The organism is Sphingobium agrisoli, assembly GCF_041877245.1.
In the GTDB taxonomy this organism is placed as follows: domain Bacteria; phylum Pseudomonadota; class Alphaproteobacteria; order Sphingomonadales; family Sphingomonadaceae; genus Sphingobium.
The window spans coordinates 1-17,310 of the sequence record NZ_JBHDJI010000001.1 but is presented as its reverse complement, the minus strand read 5'-3'; the positions used below and the strand labels follow the sequence as shown (position 1 = coordinate 17,310).

Annotated in this window: 20 protein-coding genes; 10 read left to right on the top strand and 10 right to left on the bottom strand. The window is 62.5% G+C overall.

All coding sequences use genetic code 11. The features are described from left to right. Positions 1-572: 572 nt before the first annotated feature. The 3 genes from ACETPF_RS00100 to ACETPF_RS00090 form a co-directional block, all read right to left on the bottom strand. Positions 573-1,505 (bottom strand): SDR family NAD(P)-dependent oxidoreductase, encoded by a 933-nt coding sequence (locus ACETPF_RS00100; protein ID WP_373932248.1) that lies wholly within the window; start codon positions 1,503-1,505, stop codon positions 573-575. 245 nt (positions 1,506-1,750) lie between these two features. Then, positions 1,751-2,380 (bottom strand): FMN-dependent NADH-azoreductase, encoded by a 630-nt coding sequence (locus tag ACETPF_RS00095; RefSeq protein ID WP_373932247.1) that lies wholly within the window; start codon positions 2,378-2,380, stop codon positions 1,751-1,753. A gap of 84 nt (positions 2,381-2,464) precedes the next feature. Then, complete coding sequence (locus ACETPF_RS00090) at positions 2,465-2,944, bottom strand: carboxymuconolactone decarboxylase family protein (protein ID WP_373932246.1); 480 nt, start codon at positions 2,942-2,944, stop codon at positions 2,465-2,467. Positions 2,945-3,184: 240 nt separating this feature from the next. On the opposite strand from ACETPF_RS00090, the gene ACETPF_RS00085 reads away from it, so the two are divergent. Further along, positions 3,185-3,508 carry a hypothetical protein gene (locus ACETPF_RS00085; protein ID WP_373932245.1) on the top strand — a complete coding sequence of 108 codons (324 nt, stop codon included), beginning with the start codon at positions 3,185-3,187 and terminating at the stop codon, positions 3,506-3,508. A gap of 267 nt (positions 3,509-3,775) precedes the next feature. On the opposite strand, the gene ACETPF_RS00080 is transcribed toward ACETPF_RS00085, so the two are convergent. Both ACETPF_RS00080 and ACETPF_RS00075 read right to left on the bottom strand, forming a co-directional pair. Next, entirely contained in the window at positions 3,776-4,282 is a 507-nt protein-coding gene (locus ACETPF_RS00080) for an Rrf2 family transcriptional regulator (RefSeq protein ID WP_373932244.1), read from the bottom strand. Between the two features lie 99 nt (positions 4,283-4,381). Then, positions 4,382-5,062 carry an alternative oxidase gene (locus ACETPF_RS00075; RefSeq protein ID WP_373932243.1) on the bottom strand — a complete coding sequence of 227 codons (681 nt, stop codon included), beginning with the start codon at positions 5,060-5,062 and terminating at the stop codon, positions 4,382-4,384. Between the two features lie 168 nt (positions 5,063-5,230). Between ACETPF_RS00075 and ACETPF_RS00070 the strand changes: the two genes are divergently transcribed. The 5 genes from ACETPF_RS00070 to ACETPF_RS00050 all read left to right on the top strand — a co-directional run bounded on the left by ACETPF_RS00070 (position 5,231) and on the right by ACETPF_RS00050 (position 8,650). Further along, positions 5,231-5,623 carry a group III truncated hemoglobin gene (locus ACETPF_RS00070; protein ID WP_373932242.1) on the top strand — a complete coding sequence of 131 codons (393 nt, stop codon included), beginning with the start codon at positions 5,231-5,233 and terminating at the stop codon, positions 5,621-5,623. Between the two features lie 155 nt (positions 5,624-5,778). Further along, positions 5,779-6,993, top strand: coding sequence for an NO-inducible flavohemoprotein (gene hmpA, locus ACETPF_RS00065; RefSeq protein ID WP_373932241.1), 1,215 nt, complete (start codon positions 5,779-5,781; stop codon positions 6,991-6,993). A 3-nt stretch (positions 6,994-6,996) separates the two neighbouring features. Next, a complete protein-coding gene (locus ACETPF_RS00060) occupies positions 6,997-7,218 on the top strand; it encodes a hypothetical protein (protein ID WP_373932240.1) in 222 nt (73 codons plus the stop codon). Between the two features lie 287 nt (positions 7,219-7,505). Continuing rightward, the gene (locus ACETPF_RS00055; RefSeq protein ID WP_373932239.1) at positions 7,506-8,192 is read left to right on the top strand and encodes a response regulator transcription factor; all 687 of its coding nucleotides are present in this window, start codon (positions 7,506-7,508) and stop codon (positions 8,190-8,192) included. 77 nt (positions 8,193-8,269) lie between these two features. Beyond that, a complete protein-coding gene (locus tag ACETPF_RS00050; RefSeq protein ID WP_373932238.1) occupies positions 8,270-8,650 on the top strand; it encodes a response regulator in 381 nt (126 codons plus the stop codon). On the opposite strand, the gene ACETPF_RS00045 is transcribed toward ACETPF_RS00050, so the two are convergent. Next, positions 8,647-9,315, bottom strand: coding sequence for a response regulator transcription factor (locus ACETPF_RS00045; RefSeq protein ID WP_373932236.1), 669 nt, complete (start codon positions 9,313-9,315; stop codon positions 8,647-8,649). The two genes, ACETPF_RS00050 and ACETPF_RS00045, sit on opposite strands and share 4 nt — an antisense overlap. A 281-nt stretch (positions 9,316-9,596) precedes the next feature. On the opposite strand from ACETPF_RS00045, the gene ACETPF_RS00040 reads away from it, so the two are divergent. The 4 genes from ACETPF_RS00040 to ACETPF_RS00025 all read left to right on the top strand — a co-directional run bounded on the left by ACETPF_RS00040 (position 9,597) and on the right by ACETPF_RS00025 (position 14,305). Then, positions 9,597-11,177 (top strand): MFS transporter, encoded by a 1,581-nt coding sequence (locus ACETPF_RS00040; RefSeq protein ID WP_373932234.1) that lies wholly within the window; start codon positions 9,597-9,599, stop codon positions 11,175-11,177. After that, positions 11,174-12,352, top strand: coding sequence for an HlyD family secretion protein (locus tag ACETPF_RS00035; protein WP_373932232.1), 1,179 nt, complete (start codon positions 11,174-11,176; stop codon positions 12,350-12,352). Before ACETPF_RS00040 ends, ACETPF_RS00035 begins: the two co-directional genes overlap by 4 nt. Then, the gene (locus tag ACETPF_RS00030) at positions 12,349-13,752 is read left to right on the top strand and encodes an efflux transporter outer membrane subunit (RefSeq protein ID WP_373932230.1); all 1,404 of its coding nucleotides are present in this window, start codon (positions 12,349-12,351) and stop codon (positions 13,750-13,752) included. The genes ACETPF_RS00035 and ACETPF_RS00030 overlap by 4 nt, the downstream gene beginning before the upstream one ends. 133 nt (positions 13,753-13,885) lie before the next feature. Beyond that, complete coding sequence (locus ACETPF_RS00025) at positions 13,886-14,305, top strand: Ohr family peroxiredoxin (protein WP_373932228.1); 420 nt, start codon at positions 13,886-13,888, stop codon at positions 14,303-14,305. A gap of 4 nt (positions 14,306-14,309) precedes the next feature. Here the strand turns inward: ACETPF_RS00025 and ACETPF_RS00020 are convergent, their stop codons facing one another. The 4 genes from ACETPF_RS00020 to ACETPF_RS00005 form a co-directional block, all read right to left on the bottom strand. Further along, positions 14,310-15,284, bottom strand: a complete 975-nt coding sequence (locus tag ACETPF_RS00020) for a LysR family transcriptional regulator (protein ID WP_373932227.1) — start codon at positions 15,282-15,284, stop codon at positions 14,310-14,312. Beyond that, complete coding sequence (locus ACETPF_RS00015; RefSeq protein ID WP_373933022.1) at positions 15,242-15,640, bottom strand: DUF6438 domain-containing protein; 399 nt, start codon at positions 15,638-15,640, stop codon at positions 15,242-15,244. The genes ACETPF_RS00020 and ACETPF_RS00015 overlap by 43 nt, the downstream gene beginning before the upstream one ends. 405 nt (positions 15,641-16,045) lie before the next feature. Further along, positions 16,046-16,513 carry a cupin domain-containing protein gene (locus ACETPF_RS00010; protein ID WP_373932225.1) on the bottom strand — a complete coding sequence of 156 codons (468 nt, stop codon included), beginning with the start codon at positions 16,511-16,513 and terminating at the stop codon, positions 16,046-16,048. An 8-nt stretch (positions 16,514-16,521) separates the two neighbouring features. Continuing rightward, a partial coding sequence (locus tag ACETPF_RS00005; protein WP_373932223.1) for an IS3 family transposase occupies positions 16,522-17,310 on the bottom strand: 789 nt, incomplete at its 5' end.

Genomic DNA, 17,310 nt, shown 5'->3' with positions numbered 1-17,310 from the left:
GGGCCGCGATGACGACCCGGTGGGCCCCGGATCGGTCTTTCAGGGTTCCGCTCTCTCGGAAGCGGGACGCGGCGGTTGCGCGATATGGGCGGCCGACCGATGCGTCTTGAGACCACCGGACGGAACCGACCGCAATCGCGCAAGCGAGACTGCAGGACGGTCCATGACAGGATAGCCCTAGCGCAGGTTGGCAACGACCGCCGTAAGGGTGAGAAGCGGTTATACGAATGGGTAGGGCGCGCGAGTAGCTCATGGTCTCTGGAGGCTGCGCAGCCGCGAAACTAAGGTCGATCGCCGAGCGACCGGCTGTAGATGTGAGGACGACCAGCTTCAGGTTCTGGAAGGTGACGCGCATGGCGGCGAGCACTGGGACGTCGATCACGCGGAGCCCCGCACTCAGGAGTTGCCGGTTGATTGGGAAGGTGAGCTAGCCGGGGCTGGGAGCGAGCAACGCATCGCGGTGTCGTCGAAAGCGTCCGGCTCTACGCTTTAGATCCTTGCGGACGGCTGGGTATGCTTGACTGCCGCGCGGCGCACGTCGACCGCTTCTATTGCCAGACCTGCCGTGTCGCTCAAGACACCCCGCCTCGATCGATTAGCCCGTGTGCGAGTGTCCACAGACGCTCGGCATTGTCCGCATCCAGGGCATATGGCGCGACACCGCCGGAGAAGTCCGTCGGCCGTTTCACGACGACATGTGCCTGGTTGCAGTCCTCGAAGTACAGCCCTCCAACGCCGTTCAGCAGCGGCGACGCGGCCACAAGGGCTGAAGTGGCGGCTCCTTGCTGCGCCGTCTTCCGCAATGGTTGCGGTGTCTGCAGCCCGCCGGTGTGCTGTTGCAAACCTGTGGCGATTGCCCCTGGATGGAGCGTATTGCTCAGGATTCCGTCGTCGGCCCAGTGGTGCGTGATGGCGACTGCGAGCAGCGCGGTTGCGGTCTTGGATTGCCCGTAGGCCATGATTGGTGAATAGGGCACGAAGTCGAATGACAGATCGTCGAATAGCACAGGGCAGAACTGATGACCGCTCGAACTCAGCGAAGCGATGCGCGCGCCTCCTGCCCGGGCCAGCGCTGCGCGGAGGCCGACGGTCAACGCGAAATGGCCGAGGAAGTTGGTTGCGAACTGCATTTCAAAGCCTTGCGGGCTGCGTTGCAGTTGAGGTAGCGCCATTATCCCGGCGTTGTTGACCAGCATATGTAGCGGTCCGGTCCAGCCGTCTATGAAGGCCGCAACCGAATTGAGGTCGGCCACGTCCAGATGTCGGACATCGATCGCGGGATTGCCTGTAGAATGACGCAGGCCATCGACCACCGCCTTCGCGGCATCGGGACGACGGACCGCCAGGGTGACGGACGCGCCGGCCGACGCGAGGGCCCGTGCGGTCTCGACGCCGATGCCCGCTGCGCCACCTGTGATGATCGCGGCCCGGCCTGTGAGGTCGACACCATTTAGAACCTCTAAGGCTGTCGTCTCAAAGCCAAATGGGGTCGTTATCCTCTTCATCGCGTACTCCCAAGCATGTCCTCCGCCCGTTGCGGACGGGCCGGACGCAAGCGCCGGCCCGTCCTTGGCCACAGGTGCCGCAGGGCGATGGCACCTGTAGAACGCTCGAAATGGGGGATGTTCCGAGCATGCCCGGCATGGCCTTCGCTGATGTTGGGGGCTATCAGACCAAGTGCCAGCGGTGATCATCCCTCAGTATGGGGACGGACACGCGTTTCGCCCCGACGCGAAACGGGCGATCTCCTTCATGCATATGAGTGGTTTGCCTCGTTCCGCCCGAACACTGCGTCGCGAGCGATGGCATGGCCCCCTGCGATGGCGACCTCCTCTGCCCGCACCGGGCTGGCGAGGCCGTCGAGGTAGATGAATTTGAGATCGTCGATGCCGATCGTCGCAAGGACATCGCGAAGATAACCGGTCAGATGATCGGGCTGGAACTTGCCCGGTCCCGATACGATGCCCCCGGCAGTCACGACCACCAGCGTTGGGCGGTCCGACAGAAAGCCCTTCTTGATGCCGCCGACGGTGGCAAACGTCCGTCCATAGCGGAGCACGAAGTCGATCCACATCTTCAACGATGCCGGGACGGTGTAGTTGTGCATGGGTGTCGCAACGACGACAAATGCGGCTTCCTCAAGTTCCCGGATCAACTGTTCGGATAGCGTGAACACCTCTTCGTCATGTGAGTGGCCGCCCACGATCGCATCGGCATAGACGGAGCGGATGGTGGCATCGGCGAGCGCGGAAAGGTCTCTTTCGACGACATCCAGCGATGGGTGCCTCTGCCTGAGGTTTTCCACCGCCTGCATGGCCAGGATGGTGCCACGCGATGCGCGCCCATATGGGCTTGCGGTGACGAGAAGGATGGATGGCATCTGTGTTCCACTTCGTGTCTGGACCGGGGGAGCGCCGGCTGTTCGCTTGCGCGACGATCCCCCTCTGTCGTCCGGCGGTCCCGATCAGATCAGGTTCGCCTTATCGAGGCCGAACGCCTTGTCCTGGGAGCCGGGGACCGACTGGAATGCTATGGATGCGCGGTTCCAGGCGTTGATCACCATGATCGTGTAGGTCAGGTAGACCGTCTCTTCCTCGGAGAACTGGGCGCGAACGATGTTATAGATCTCGTCGGGCACGCCATGGGGTGACAGCTTGGTGAGCGCTTCGGTCCATTCGAGCGCGGCGCGCTCCCGATCGTTGAAAAGCGGGGACTCGCGCCAGATCGCGATGTGGTGGATGCGTAGCTCGCGTTCGCCGTGGATCTTCGCCTGCTTGATGTGCATGTCGAGACAGAAGGCGCAACCGTTCAGTTGCGAAGCCCGCATCTCGACAAGGCCGAGGATGGTCTCCTCGACGGTGCCCTTCTTCGTGGCAAAGGTCAGTTCCATCAGCTTCTGCGTGAGGGCGGGAACCTGCTTGAGGTGATCGATACGCTGGGACATTCTCCGTACTCCTTCTTGTTCGGTGGTAGCGCGGAGATACGGACCCGTAATTCATACGATTAGGTAGGTGAATGCCATCTGATTGATGCCGATAAGGGCCTAATAGCCGGATGGGGATTAGCGCTAGCTTCGCCGTCGGATACCGACGAAGCCAGGCTTCCGCAGGCACCTCCGGCGATTTCTGATCCGGGGCACCTGCATTTTTGGAGGCAGGGCACGGATAAGTGTGGAGCGAGCTTGATGACCATCAAGATTGGTAGTGGATTGCAGAACTTCGCCTTTCCCGCAGGCTATACCGGCCCCAGCGGCGGAAAGCAGAGCGGTGGGGTTCAGGCGGATGCCAATCTGAGCCGCGCGATCGAGGAACTCAAGGAAGCTGCCGCGAAGACGCCAGCCGAGCGCGCGCGCGATGCTGTCCTCAAGAAGCACGGCATCGACGAGAAGGGCTACAACGAGCTTGACGCAGCCGCGCGCAAGGCAATCGATGAGGAAATCGCAGAGGCGGTGCAGCGCACGGTCGGCGCGAAAGAGAAAGCCGAAACTAGTTTCATAAGGATGGGCTGAGGCCAGCCCCCGCTGCTTGGCGGACGATCGGTCCGCTGATGCGCCGGGCCGTCGACCGCTGCCGGCTCTGCATCAAGGACAATCGCGCGCAGGGGGCCCAGATTTGTCGCGGAGGCAATGGAGCGGTGCCGGTCGGCGTCCACCGTGCGGCCGCCTCTCCGGTGCAGAACGAGCGACGCGACCGCTTCGTCGTCATAACTCGACGCTTCGGGTCTGGAGCGTTCGCAACTGGGGTCATCTCGGTAAGCTAGGGAGTCGCAGACGACTTCATTCGGGTCGCTGACCCGGATCATTCCGGCTGTTGGAGTGACCGTCGTCCTCTGCCACGGACTGGATCACGTCCTTGAGTGGAGCGGATCGATCGAACAGCCCGCGCAGATCAGTTCGGCGCTTGAGCACGTCATCGAGGGTGTATTTGTCCAGCACTGCCAGGAAGGCCCGCGTAGCTTCGTTCAGGATTCGGGGAAGGGTACAGGCCGACTCGATGATGCAGGAACTGCAATCGACCAGGGTGAAGCCGCTCTCGGTGTGGCGGACGATTTGCCCGATGGTGATGTCGCTGGCCGGCCGGCCCAGCCGAAGTCCGCCATTTCTGCCACGTATGGTTATCAGAAGCCCGGCCTGACCCAAATCCTGGGCGACCTTCTTGAGGTGATCCTTGGACACGCCGTACACATCTGCGATTTCCTGGATCGAAGATAGGTCTCCCTCGTCACGTGCGCCCACATGAAGAAGGACACGCATGGCGTAGTCGGTATAGCGGGTTAGCTGCATGGGGCAGTTCCGTCGTTCGAAAACATTGCGATGGCATGACGCACAAAGCGGCCCGGCTCAAGCCGGACCGCTGGAGACATGGTCGAAGAGTGGCCGAAGTCAGGCTGCAATATGTAGTTCTTCGGCATGTTCGGGATAGGGGGCAACCTCGCGCGCTTCCTGACCACCCAGCGCATCCGCGAAGCCATGATTGACGTCCCTGTGATGCGCTTCGTCGGCGCGGACGACCAGCACGACGTCCCGCAGCGTGGCATCGGCTGGCAGCTTCCAATAGTGGATGGCAAGGGCAGGGGCGGGGCGATCGGCGATCTCACCGGCGTCGATGGCCTGCAGGAAATGGGTGTAGCTGATGACGGCCTCTTCCTCGAAATAGCCAACGACGCGATGGGCGATACGCGGAGCGGCTAGGTAGATGCCGAAGAACGCGCAGTAGAACCCCCACTGGACGAGGAGGATGAGGAGCCGCTCCAGCATGTTGGGCTGCGCGACCTTGATGAAGGTCATGAGATGCATCCGCTCGTTCTCGGCTTCCTCCATCAGCGTGCGAATCCACCCATTGTCATCGACCATGCGGCGAAGGCACTTCAGATGGGTCAAGGTGGCACCCACCATCCCGGGGACCGCAGCGACGGTCTCGATCACGATGGCGCGATGGGTATGCCTCTGCTGGAAGATCAGGTCCGCGAAGAAGCGCAGGGTCTTGGTGAAGCCCCACGCGACGCGATCTCCGAAATCCTCGGGTTTGCGGTGCTCGATGCTAACGGCGATTTTCTCGTACATCTCGATTTCCTCCCTTTGCTGCGCGGCCCGTCGGAAGGGTGAGTCGCTAAAGGTGCATTATGTATGCCCCTTTAATAGGAATGGCGCAACAGGAAAGATGCAGTTGACATACACCTTTTTGAGTTGGAAGATAGGTGCATAAAAATTGCACCTTAATGGAGTCGCTCGATGGCGCATCCCCCATTTATCGATGAGGCGATGATACGACCGCTGGTCCTGGCATTCTATCGTCGAGTGCGTGGCGACCCGCTCCTCGCGCCTGTGTTCGATGCCCATGTCAGCGATTGGGAGGACCATCATGGGAGGCTGACCGACTTCTGGTCTTCGATCATGCTGACAAGCGGGCGGTACAAGGGAAGTCCGCTCGCTCTCCACCTCATGCATGCCGATGCCATGACGCCGGATCGGTTCGCCCGATGGCTGGAGCTCTGGCGAGAGACCGCCGAGGAGATGCTGCCGCCTCCGGGCGCCGCCGCCGTGCAGGTCAAGGCTGCGCGCATCGCAGAGAGCTTCCAGCTCGCCATAAGATACCGGCGATCTCCGACCCCGGCCGCCACCTGACGACTTCACCGCGTCGCGAGTTCTGACGGACCTCCCTATCCCCCGGCAGCTCGAACCTATCCCTCGGTCCGGTCTCCTTCACGACCGGAATCCTGGAAACTTTTCCACTGCGCCTGCGCCGACCGCGTGGGTGATCATCCATGAAGGAGACTGAGATGACCGAACCGCTTTCCGCCGCCACCATTGCCATCGTCAAGGCCACCGTTCCCGCGCTCGCAAAGCACGGCACGGCCATTACGACGGCGATGTACGCACGCCTCTTTCAGGACGAACACATTAAGGCCCTCTTCAATCACGCCAACCAAGGGGAGAGCGGTGCCCAGGTCCACGCGCTTGCGGCGGCCATTTTGGCCTACGCCCAGAATATCGAGAACTTAGGCGTGCTTGTCCCGGTCGTGGAGCGCATCGCCTACAAGCATGTTGGCTATCATATCCTTCCCGAGCACTATCCTTACGTCGCCAATGCATTGCTTGCCGCGATCAAGGAGGTGCTTGGTGAGGCGGCAACGGACGAGATACTCGCTGCCTGGGGCGAAGCCTATTGGTTCCTCGCCAATATCCTGAAGGCGAGGGAGGCGGTCCTTAGGAACGAGATAATGGCATCTGAAGGGGGCTGGACCGGCTGGCGCCGCTTCGTCGTAGCCGAAAAGATCCGCGAGAGCAGTGTCATCACCTCGTTCGTTCTGCGTCCGGAGGATGGAGGCCCCGTGCTGCGCCACAAGCCCGGACAATATCTCACCTTCCGCCTGAAGCCGGACGGCTCGCCGGATCTCAAGCGCAACTATTCCATCTCCTGCGGACCCAATGACGACCATTACCGCATATCGGTAAAGAGGGAGGATAACGGCCAGGGCGGTTCGCGCTTCCTCCATGATTTCATCCAGGAAGGCGATGTACTAGAGGCAACGCCGCCGGCGGGCGACTTCTTCCTTTCCGACGCACCGCAACGACCAGTCGTTCTGCTGTCCGGCGGCGTTGGCCTGACGCCGATGGTCAGCATGGCGGAGGCGATCGTCCGTGATCATCCCCACGTCGAAGCGCATTATGTCCACGGCACGATGAACAGCGATACGCACGCCTTGGACCGCGAAGTGCGTGAACTGGCCAAGGGTTGCCCGAACCTCCATGTCTCCGCGTTTTACAGCGACCCGCAGCAATGCGATGTCCTTGGGGAATCCCACCAGGGCGAGGGTTTCATCTCCATTGATTGGCTTCGCGAGAACACGCCGCTGACGCAGGCGGATGTGTTCCTATGCGGGCCTAAGCCGTTCCTCCGCGCATTCGTCGCCGAACTGGCACTGGCGGGCGTGCCTTCCGATCGTATCCACTACGAGTTCTTCGGACCCGCCGACGAACTCATGGCGGCATAGGCGATGCAGGAGGAGGAACTCGATTGCGTGCGGGTTGTCGGTGACGACGGCAGCTGGCTTATCGCGATCGAGTTCCGGCTGTTGGATCGGTGGCAGGGACATCGCGGAACCCGCCGGGTCATAGGCAGGCGCCAATGGCGGCTGTGCACTGGGGAGGTTCTTGATATCGTCGATAGGGATGCATTCATCGTGCGGGCGACGGGCGAACTGCTGCACCGGTTGTGACGACGTCCGCGACGCGCCTTGGAGCGGTATCCCTCCTTGGCCTACGGATTGGTGGCGGGCCCACACCGATTATCCGGTTCGTGTCCGCCTGATGGATGCCCAAAATGTCGTAAGGCCCGCCCAGTTCACGGCGCACGTTGGAATTGGCAGCGTCTGTTCTATCGGAGAGCCCGACCCCTGACCTTTGGGTTGAGTGGCCGAACCGCATCATACGAAAGGATATGAAGGGGCTTCTTCCTTGGTCGCTTCCTGCCTCTCTGCTATCGTTCCACGAAGGAGCGACATGTTTGGTCGAGGATGGTTCTCTTGTTCCGCACACGCCCCCGGGGCTGACCGTCATTATCGACGAGCGACCGTTGGTGGTAATTGCCGACGACAGTGGGAACCTGCGTGAAGCGCTCGAGGAACTGTTTCTGTCCGTCGACATCGAGACGATCAGCTTCGGAAATGCGAGGATGCTTCTCGACAGCGACCTCCCCGATCGACCCGGTTGCTTCATCCTCGATGTTCGCATGCCGGGTCTCAGCGGGCTTGACCTCCAGGCGCAGCTTGTCGAGTGCGGACATCTGATGCCGATCATATTCCTCACCGGCCATGGTGACGTGCCGATGAGCATCAGGGCCATCAAGGCCGGAGCATTCGACTTCAAGACCAAGCCCGTGCGGGATCAGGAGCTGCTCGATGCGGTTGCCGCAGCGGTCGAGGTCGATCGCGCGAGGCGCGCCAATGACAGGGTGTCGCATGATAGCGCATCGAAGTTCAGCACTCTCTCGCCGCGCGAACGCCAGGTGCTCGAACTCCTGGTGGGTGGTTTCCTGAACAAGCAGATCGCCTATGAACTCGGGGTCACGGAGGTCACCATCAAGCTGCACCGCGGCAGCGTCATGAAGAAGATGGAGGTGGCGTCTGTGGCGGAACTCGTCAGGATGTGGGACCATATCCCGGTTTCGATCCGTCAGGGCGTAGCGGCATAGACTAGCGTATGGCTTCCGCGCCATGCTGAAATGCGCGATTGGGGTTATGTCTGGTTTCCGGGTCAAAGGAACTCCGCTTGCAGCATATCCCATTGATTGCGGTCGTCGACGACGATGCGGGCATGTGCGATGCGATCGCGGAACTCCTTGAGGTGTTGGGCTTCGAAACCGCGCGCTTCCGGTCGGGACAGGAATTTCTTTCGAAGCTGGCCCAGATGCGGTTCGACTGCCTGGTCTCCGACATCAGGATGCCTGGGATGGATGGATATGAGCTAGGCCGGCGAGTGGCTGCCATAGCCCCTGCTACTCCCCTCATCTTCGTAAGCTCGAGCGAGGACGAACTGGACCGGGTGCGGGCGTTGGGGTCCGGAGCGTCAGCGTATCTGCGCAAGCCGCTGAATGCGGAAGACTTCAAGCGTCAGATCGATCTCGCCCTGGAGCGCGCCGCTCACCACTAGTTGCCGTGCGCTTCGGACTGTTGTTGCTCCGTGCGGCTGATGGCGAAACCTAGAAGCCGGTCCATTCGGACGAGATCCTGCACGTTGCCGGCCTGCAGCTTGTGCATGGCATTGCTGCGGTGAATCTTGACCGTGATTTCGCTGAGCGACAGGGCATCGGCGACCTGGCGGTTTTTTCTGCCGGACAGAATGAGCGATGCCACCTGTTTTTCACGCACGGTCAGCATGGCGAACCTCAACCTGACCTGACCGCTTTCGACCGCCACGGATCTGGAATGTCGATCAAACTCGATCGCGGCGTTCGCTGCGTCCAAGACATCCTGGTCGCGAAAAGGCTTCAGGAGGAAGTCCCTGGCTCCCGCTTTCAGGCCACGCACCGCCATGGGAATGTCGGCATACCCGCTCATGAAGACCACAGGAAGGAGGAAACCGTGTGCGGGCAGCCGTTCCTGCAATTCCAGACCGCCAAGTTGCGGCAGACGCACGTCGCACAGCAGGCAGCCAGGCGAAACGGGGTCAGCCTTGTCGAGGAATTCCGGCGCGGTCGCATAGCTTTGCGTCTTTAGTCCCACTGACAGGAATAGCTCCTCAAGAGCTTCACGAATGCCCAAGTCGTCGTCGACGATCTGGACGATCGGCTCGCTCGTGACATGGTGTGCTTCCATCCTTCTCTCCGGTGCTGGCGGCGAACGAGCCGGCCTTGGTGGGGCATAGTCGCGCATACTTTAGCCCTAATCGTAGGGCGGCACCACCATACCAAAGGATGGGGAGCGCATAGCCCGTCCCTTGTCCGAGCGAGCCCGAGAAATTGCGTGCCCGCAGGCGATACCATGGGATGGTCATTACTCGCTCATTGGCATCAAACATCTGACGATTAGCCCGATAATCGCAGGAATGGGTCGAGCCTATCCTCCCTATGTCACGCGAGCATCCATGGGAGATTCAATTGTCCGCACCTGCCGAACAGAAGCCTCCCTACGCGGCGCTCGCCGTCGCCGGATATGGCGCCGTGCTGGGGTCCCTCTTCCCACTGGTAGCCGTGTTCAGCGCGGCGGACATTTCGGGGGGGCTGGACGTGGCTGCGGACAGCGGAGCGCTGGTAAACACCTTTCAGAACCTCGGTGCCATGGCAGGCATACTCGCTACGCCAGCGTTTGCGTTCGGTATCGGGCGGGGAAGGGCGATGTCGGTCGCCGCCGCCGGTTTCGTCTTCAGCTCGATACTGTGCGCTCTCGCACCGAACCTGCCCGTCATGCTTTTCGCGCGGACCCTCCACGGCGTCTTCGGCGGCGCCATGCCGCTGATGTTCATGCTCTTGGTCATGACGACGCTAACCCCTCTCAGCGGACGCTTCGAGGGTATGGCGCTGTTCGCCGCGTCGACTTCGCTTTTTTTCGGCATCGCCGCGACAGTGGGTGGCTCGCTTGTCGACACGTTCGGATGGCGCAGCCTGTTCTGGGCACAGGCGTTGCTCGCTCTGCCCTACTGGGCCCTTTCGACAAAGGTGATGACAAGCGAGAAGGGCCGCATCGAGATGCTGACGGGAGCGGATTGGCCCAACTTCATCCTTCTGTCCCTCGGCCTGGCGATGGTCCTCATCGCAGGATCGGAGGGTGAGAGGCATTTCTGGTTGGAGGCGTGGTGGGTGCCTGCTCTGCTGGTTGGCGGAGCGATTGTGATCGTATCTTCCGTCGTGGGGTTGCTTCGTACCGGCAAGCCACTTCTCATTCTCGCGGTATTTCGGCGGCCTACCTTCACATGGGGCATCATCCTGTCCCTCTTCTTCCGGTTCGGGCAGATGTTTGCCGTCTATATCGTGCCGTCCTACTTGGGCCGGTTGCAGGGGTATCGGCCCGTGGACACGGGCACGGTTCTCTCGGCGATGGCACCGACGACCGCCGTTGCCCTTGTCGCATCATATTTGTGGGCCCGCCGCTTCGACAGCAGGTGGCTCCTTTCGGCCGGCCTGACCAGTTTCTCTGCGGCAGCGGCCCTGTGCGTGCCGATCACGCCGGAATGGGCAGCCGATCAGTTGCGCGCCGGTGCTGCGGTCGCTGGCCTAGGCATGGGTTTCTTCAGTGTCGCGGTTCTTCGCTTCGCGACCTACCAGGTGACGATGCAGGACGGCCCGACCGTGGGCATCATCTTCAACCTGACGCGGGTGTTCGGCATAGTTTCCGGGCTCGGAATCCTCTCCCATCTGGTCGTCGAGCGGGAGAAGTTCCATTCCGCAGCGTTGGTGGAAAGCCTCAGCACGACGTCGCCGGAGACGGCGCAGCGCCTTGCCCAATCCGCCGGGGCATTCTCGCGCTTCAGCGCCGACGGCGATCTGGCGCACGCCTCGGCGATTGCCGCGCTTGGGCGTGCCGCCGCAGGGCAGGCCTTCACGCTCGCCTTCGCCGACGCCTTCCTGATCTTGGCGATCTCGCTCGCGGTGGGCGCGGTAGTCGTCTGGGCATTGCCAGCAGTTCCGGCCGAGGTGCCGGCCCCGCAGGGGAACTCCATACCGAAAGGGATAGCCGCATGAACAACATTGCAATGTCGCGCACGGAGCCCGGCATGGCGGGCGAGCGCGCAGCCGCCTCGCCAAAGGCCTGGAGCGCCGGCAGACGTGTCGCCACCGCTCTGCTGGTCGGCGGAGCAGCCGTCGGGGCGGTTGCATGTCTCTACGCCTACGGCCCCCAAAGTGTCGCCTTTGTCACGACGGACAATGCGTATGTGAAGGGGGATGTGACTTTCATCTCGCCCAAGGTTCCAGGCTACGTCACTGCTGTGCTGACCGAGAACAATGCCAAGGTTGTGCCCGGCCAGGTTCTGATCCGGATCGACCCCACTGACTATCGATCCGCGGTCGCCGATGGCGAAGCTGCCATTGCGCAGGCCGAAGCCTCGCTTAGGCAAATAGGTGCCCAGGAGCAGCTGCAGGAAGCGCAGATACGTGCAGCGGACGCTAATGTCACGTCGGCGAAGGCGAGCGCCGTCCGCAGCAGCGCGGACTTCAGGCGGTCGGATGCGCTGGTCGGGCAGGGCGCCGTCAGCCGCCAGCTTTTCGAGGCGGCAGAAGCGGAAAATGTGCGGTCGCGCTCTTCCGTCGCGCAGACGGAAGCGCAGGCACAGGTTGCCCGTCGGCAGCTTGGGGTGCTCGGCGCGCAGCGTCTGACAGCGCAAGCCCAGATTCAGAGCGCCCGTGCGAAGCTGGTGCGCGCACGAGCGGATCTGGATCGGACCCAGATCACTGCCCCTCGGGAGGGGCGGGTGGCGGCGCGCAACATACGGCTGGGCGAATTCGTGAACACGGGCACGCGTCTTCTTGCGATCACCCCCACCCGTGGGTTGTGGATCGAGGCCAATTTGCGCGAAACGCAGCTGGCGCGGATACGCTCGGGCGATCGGGTGCAGGTCGGCGTGGACGCCGTGCCGGACGTCAGCTTCTGCGGCGTCGTCGAGGGAGCATTCGGCGCGAGCGGATCGGAATTCTCCGTCATCCCCCCGGACAACGCCACGGGCAACTTCACGAAGATCGTCCGCCGTTTCACGGTTCGCATTCTTCTCGATCCCGATCAACCGGGTCTGGAACGCCTATCGACCGGCATGTCCGTGACGCCGCGGATCGAGGTCGGCTCTCATGAGGACGGCCGCTCTCATGGCGGTCTTGTCTCCTGGCTGGTCGGAGGATCGTTCACGTGCGGGAAGCGGTCGTGAGCCGGTTCCTCGTCCTTGCAGCCGCAGCTCTCCTCGCGGGATGCGTGACGCCGCCAAAGCTCGGACCCTTGCCTGAAGTCCGAACGCCGAAAGCCTACTCCGGCGCTGAATCCTTTTCGGCCGGGTCGACTGCTTGGCCAGGCGACGGCTGGTGGCAAGCCTATGGCGACCCTCAACTAAGCGCGCTGGTCGAGGAGGCCCTGGCCAACGCGCCGACGATGGCGCAAGCGGCCGCCAGACTTCGTCGTGCGGAGGCCATGGTGGGATCGGCAAGGGTGACATTGCTCCCTTCAGTCACGGCGGATGGGTCTTTGACCGTCAGCAGGCCCAGCGCGAACCTTGGTATCCCGGTGACCCCGGAACGCCAGGGCTACCAAGACTATGGCCGGGCAACCCTTGGCTTCTCCTGGGAACTGGATTTTTGGGGAAAGAACAGGGCCGCCGTCGCCGCGGTGACCTCCGAAGCAGAGGCGGCAAGGGCGGATGTCGCTGCCGCGCGGCTCATCGTTTCCGCTTCCGTTGCGGCAACATATGCCGATCTCGTTCGCCTCTATAGGGATCGTGACGTCCTGGAGGAGACCCTGAACGTTAGGCAGCGATCACTCGATCTTGTTCGGGCGAGGGTCCAGCACGGCTTTGACTCGGACGCTGATCTCGCGCAGGCCGAGGCCGGACCCCCGGCCGCGCGGTCGGAGCTTGCACAAGCCGACGAGGCAATCGGGCTGACGCGCAATCGCATGGCGGCCCTTCTCGGCGCCGGTCCCGATCGAGGACTCTCCATCCGGCGTCCCACGGCACCGGCGCTCAAGACCTTCGGACTGCCGCCGAATCTTTCGGCCGACTTGCTCGGCCGTCGGCCCGACATCGTGGCGGCGCGCTGGCGGGTCGAGGCCGCCGGCAGGCGCATCAAGGTCGCCAGAGCGCAGTTCTATCCGAACGTGAACCTGCTCGGGCTCATAGGTTTTGAAGCTCTGGGCATCGGTAACTTGCTGAACGGCGGCAGCGACATCGGATCGGCCGGGCCTGCTATGAGCCTCCCGATCTTCGATGGTGGCAGGCGCCGGGCCAATTACCGCGGCGCGCGGGCGGAATATGACGCGTCCGTAGCCATGTACGACGAGGTACTGACGCAGGCACTGCGCGAGGTAGCGGATGCCGCGGTGAGCAGTCGTCGTCTCGTGGACGAAGTCGCCGGTGCAGATCAGGCGATGGCGGCCACCGAACGAGCCTACAGGCTGGCCCAGTTGCGCTACAGGGAAGGTGCGATCGACTATCAGTCCGTTCTGATCGTGGAGGATCGTCTTCTGGCCCGCCGCCGCATCGCGGCTGCCTTGCAGGCGCGGGGCTTCATCCTCGATGTCGCCCTCGTTCGCAGTCTCGGCGGTGGGGTGCTCGACTAGGGTCATTGCGCCCCAATGGGCATCAATGATGTGGCCCCTTGCCCATTATTTGGGGGCCTGCGGTGCTCTAAACGGAAGATGAGGCTGTTCCGGAGCCGTTGAACGACCGGCCACCCCGAAGAGGAGTTCCAGCATGAGCAATTTATACAATGTGTCAGCCACCGCCATAGGTGGGCGGTCTGGTTTCGCATCCAGCAGCGATGGTCGATTGAAGGTCGAACTCTCCACGCCATCGGTGCTTGGGGGCGATGACGGTCCGGGAACCAATCCCGAGCAGCTCTTCGCAGCGGCCCATGCGGCATCGCTTCTCGCAGCGATCCGTCAGGTCGCCGCTGCACGAGGCGTGAAGGTGCCATCTGACAGCAATGTCACGGCGACGATCGCCGTCGATCGCCAAGGTGAGGATGTGCTGAGCCTGAGCGTCGCCCTTGCGGCGGATATCCCGTGCATCGACGTTGCGGCGGCTACATCCATTGTCGAGGAGGCGATGAGGGTCTGCCCGATCGCCCGCTCAACCGGCGACCAGGTCTCTGCGGTCGTGCATGTCGACTGAGACGTCATGCGCTTGCGTCGCGGCGTTCCCTGCTCTTGCGCGTGTAATAGTCGCGAAGCCATTCGATGAACACGCGGACGCGGGCGGGTCGCGCTACCCCGGGTGGTGTGACCATGTACGCCGACACCGTCGCCGCCGACCACTCGGGCAGTAGCGGGACGAGGCTGCCCGACTTGAGCTCCTCGTCCATGAAGAAATCGGGCAGCAGCGCCACCCCTATGCCCGCAACCGCAGCGGGCACCACGGCGATCGCATGATTGATGTGAAACCTGCCCGACATGCGGACCGTCACGGATCCGTGCTGGGGATGGTCGAACTGCCAGTCCAGCCCCCAGGGAACGTTCGTCGGAATGATGGCAGGAAACCGAGTCAGCTCATCGGGATGCTCTGGCACTCCATACTCCTCGATGAGCGAGGGGGCGGCGACAAGGGGGCGATTGAACGAGATCAGCCTTACCGTCCTCAGGGTGCTGTCTGGTGGCTGGCCTGGTCTGATGCAGACGTCGTAGCCGGAGGCGATGAGATCGACATCGTCCTCCGTCAGGCAAAGGTCCATCTCGATGTCGGGATAGTCACGCAGGAACATGGGGATTATGGGCACGATCGTGGCCAGACCGAAGGCGGTGCCGCAGGCGACCCTGATCTTCCCGCGCGGGATCGCGGCCTCCTCCACAATGTCGGCCTCGATGGCACGTCCGTCGGCTAGGATGCGAGCGGCCCTGAATACCGTAAGGCGACCGGTCTCGGTGAGGGATAGCTTGCGCGTGGTTCGGTGAAACAACGTGGTCTGCATCCGCTGCTCCAGACGGGTTACCGCCTTCGAGACGGTCGTGCTTGCCAGGCCGAGTTCCTCGGCGGCGTGACTGAAGGAGCCTAGTTCCGCGACCTTCGCGAAGATCGCCCATGCTTCGAAGTCCGGTATGTGCGGCATCCGGCTCAGCCCCTTGATGCACCCGGGCGTGTCACCTGCTTCGCCCATGCCGATATGCCAAGGCGCTCAGGGACGGATTGAAGCAGGACATCGAGCTTCTGCCCCGGGCCGCCGGAACAGCGGCTCTGATGCGTCGCTACCGCTTCGCGGCCATCGGCGCGACGCCAAGTGATGGTGTATGTGCTGGTGTCGGTGATCGCCGCGTCGCATTCGACCCGCTGCGTGGTCCCGTCAGCGGGTCGATATTCTGCGAGATCCGCTTCGAGAGAGCTGTACGTGGCAACCCCGGCATCTCGACGGCGCTCGCCGATCACTGCGGTATGGCGCTCACCGGTGAACACGATCCTCCCGGTGGAGCCGACCTCGGTGCGGTAGACCGGACAAAAGCCGAAGCAGGGGCCCACCGCTATCGTGATGCTGCCGCCGACATCGGCGGCTGGTTCGGCTTGGGGCCGGGTGGTGCTTGTGGCGCAGCCTGCAAGAAGGAGGAGCGCGCTCGTGTTCACGGCCGTCCGAATCGAATAATGCACTCTGTTCTCCGCTTAGCTTTCCAGTGGCGATCTTAGCATTAGACGTCGCGCTCGTCGCTTTTCCCGAAGCGTGGTGGCCGCGCGCCACGGCGGGCGGTTCGGAGCGGCTGTATTTCGACTGTGCGCGCCGTTCCCGCCGGGACGCGGCGCACCCACTCGATGTCTGTCTGCCCTAGATCACAGCGGAGCAAAGATGGTCGTGAAGGGCATCGCGAGTCCCCCGTGGGGTCGTTGGCGGATTCACCGATCCCGCATCGGCGACGATTGGCCGACTGGGCTTCAGTGATGACTATCGAATGTGGTCAGCGGGCCGTCATTGTCGTCCAGGATGAAGATGGCGAGCAGCTTTGCCGGCTCGGTCTTGCTTGCGTTGGCGCTGACGCCGTGCTGATCACCGGGGCTTTCCGTCCAATATTCGCCCGCCTCGTAGGTTTTGGGAGGGCCGCCGTTGACCCCGCTGACAATTGCCCCCTCAAGCACGTACGCAGTGATGAATGCGGACTTCGCATGCGTGTGGGCTGGCGAACTGTCGCCCGGGGCGTAGGTGACGAGAACGGTTCGGATCGTCTTTCCCGGGATATTGGTGATGGGGTGTGAGAAGTCGGGCTTGATCGAGGATAGGGTCGGTGCCTTCTGATCGTCCTGCGCATGTGCGGCAGTCGATCCCAGCAGCCCGGCCACGAGAAGTGCGGGAAGGACGAAACGCATGGTGATGCTCTGGACTTGTAACGGTTTTGCGCCGGTCACCCATCTCATTATGCCACCTGGGCTTCGAATGCGAGCGGGCTGATGCCGCCCAGATATGAATGGCGGCGACGGGAATTGTAGAAGCCGTTGATGTACTGGAAGATGGCTGCCTCTGCTTGCCGCCGGGTTGACCAACTCTGCCGCCAGATCATTTCCGCCTTCAGGGATTTGAAGAAGGTCTCGACAGCGGAGTTGTCGTAGCAATTGCCCTTGCCGCTCATCGATGGACGCAGGCCATAGGCCTGCAGCTTCTTCTGATAGTCATAAGAGCAATATTGGCTGCCGCGATCGGAGTGGAAAATGCAGCCCTCTGGCGGCTGACGCAGCCGCACCGCCATATCCAGTGCGCGGATCGCCAGATCCTTTTTCATCCTGTCACTGACCGCCCAGCCAACGACACGGCGACTGTGCAGGTCGAGAATGACGGCCAGATAGAGCCAGCCCTCTGACGTCCAGACATAGGTGATGTCGCCCGCCCATTTGCGGTTGGGTGCATCGGCGGCAAAGTCGCCGTCCAGCCAGTTCGCCGCGACGCCCAGGCGGTGGTGGCTGTCGGTCGTAACCTTGTGCCTGCGTGTGCGGACGGGCTTGATCCCGTTGATCCGCATCAGCCGTCCAACACGACGTTCGCCAACGTTGAGCCCTGCTTCCTTGAGCTCCATCGTCATCCTGGGACGACCGTAGCTGCCAAGGCTCAGGCTATATTGTTCCCGGATATGGGCCAGCACCCTCATGTCCGTCCGCTCCCGGTGGCTTATCGGTCGCGAACGCCAGGAACGATAGCCGCGCTCACTGAC